The following is a 1605-nucleotide window of genomic DNA, read 5'->3' on the forward strand; positions in this document are numbered from 1 at the left end:
CTTGATCTTTAACCTGTGCGGCGGGGCCGTGGGGTAGTTGACTTCTTCGTTCGCTGTTTCGCTGGCTGCGTCTTGCGGGGTGTGTGCACGTCGTGGCGTGGGGTGGGCCGGGTGTTCTTTCGGCCTGGGGGTCGTCCGGGGCCGGGTCGGGAGGGTTTCGGTGCTTGGGCCGGGCAGGCGGTCTTCGGGCGGATGTGCCGGAAGTCGCGGCGGACCCGGGCGGGGGTGAGCCTGTCCGGTGGGACGGGCCTTTCCCAGGGACGACGCAGGTCGGCTGCGAGTGGGCGGGCGAGCCGCAGTTGGGTGTAGGCGGCGAGGATCAGCCAGGTCCATCGGTCGGCTGCCTCGGGGGTGCGGATCTTCGGGGAGGTCCAGCCGAGGGTCTGCTTGAAGAGGCGGAAGGTGTGCTCGATGTCGAAGCGCCGCAGGTAGGCCTGCCAGAGACGGTCGGCGTCTGCCGGAGTGGCATCGGTGCCTGACCACCACAGCCAGACCGGCTTCGGTGTTGCTCCACTGGGCAAGTGGCCGATGTCCAGGCGGATCACCGTCCCTTCGACGATCGGGAGGGTGCCGTCGGCGGCTGCCCAGGAAGAGCGGTGGGTCAGCTTGGGGTGCAGCCGGTCCCAGGAGCGGGCCCTGGCGGTTCCGTAGAGGCGTGTGTCGGTGACGGTTTCCGTGTTTGGGGTGCCCCAGGTGTCAGGCTGCCCGAAGACGAACTCGCCGCCGTGCCGGGGCGGACGGCCCTGGGTGTGCGGGAGCCGCGGTGGGACAGCCCTGCGTAGGACGCGGTCGGATCGCATCCTGGCCAGCACCTTGACCGGCAGGTCTTTTAGGAGGAAGCCGAGGCGGGGGGCGTCGTATCCGGCGTCCGCCACGATGAGGATGTCGGGGTCGCCCGTCTGCCACTGCCCCGCTGCGATCAGTCGCTGAAGCAGATCGCGCAGCTGCCGGGCGGTGACGGTGGCGGTGTCGTCGCCGGGCGCCAGACGCAGGGCGTCCAGGGGTGCGGTCCATGAGCTGCGGCCCGGCTCGAGCGCGCAGATGATCGAGTAGGGCCAGCCGGGGACCGGGATGTGCTGGTCCTTGCCCCGGCCGTAGGTGTGACACAGGATCCGTTCCGGTGAGGTGTGGGCGTCGGGCCGCAGCCAGCAGGTGACATCGACGGCCAGGACCAGCCGGCCGTCGGCAGCCCGCGGCAGTGGTACTTCGGCCAGCGCCCGCCGCAGCCGACCGGCATCGATGCGTCCACTGGCCACAGCCGCGTAGAGCCCTCCATGGCCGCGGCGGTGTTCACCCACCAGCGACAGCTCGGCCAGTGATCTCACCGGCCCGTCGCCGCACAGAACAGCATCAGCCAGCTCGAACAACGCGTCCGAACGAGCGGTCAGACAGGCGTAGAACTCACCCCGGAAGCATGACAGTTGCGCCAACGGCTCTCGCCGGACAGCGTGATGAAGCAGACTCATCCTCACGGCCTTCGTGCTGAATGTGTGTGTTCCTTGGTCGGAGCACATGTTCAGACGAAGGCCGCTTCCGTGTACGGCAGTTACCGAACCGGGTGATCAAGTTCGACGCACCATTCGACGTCGGACGTTAAAGATCAAG

Annotated in this window: 1 protein-coding gene; it reads right to left on the reverse strand. The window is 68.4% G+C overall.

The features are described from left to right. Positions 1–8 precede the first annotated feature (8 nt). The gene (locus tag ABT009_RS47340; protein ID WP_351309668.1) at positions 9–1466 is read right to left on the reverse strand and encodes an NF041680 family putative transposase; all 1458 of its coding nucleotides are present in this window, start codon (positions 1464–1466) and stop codon (positions 9–11) included. Between the last annotated feature and the right edge of the window lie 139 nt (positions 1467–1605).

The sequence above is a fragment of the Streptomyces sp. NPDC002896 genome (assembly GCF_040295225.1).
In the GTDB taxonomy this organism is placed as follows: Bacteria; Actinomycetota; Actinomycetes; order Streptomycetales; family Streptomycetaceae; genus Streptomyces.

Coding starts and splice junctions, on each gene's coding strand:
- ABT009_RS47340 (WP_351309668.1), bottom strand. CDS start 1,466: ATGAGTCTGCTTCATCACGCTGTCCGGCGAGAGCCGTTGGCGCAACTG.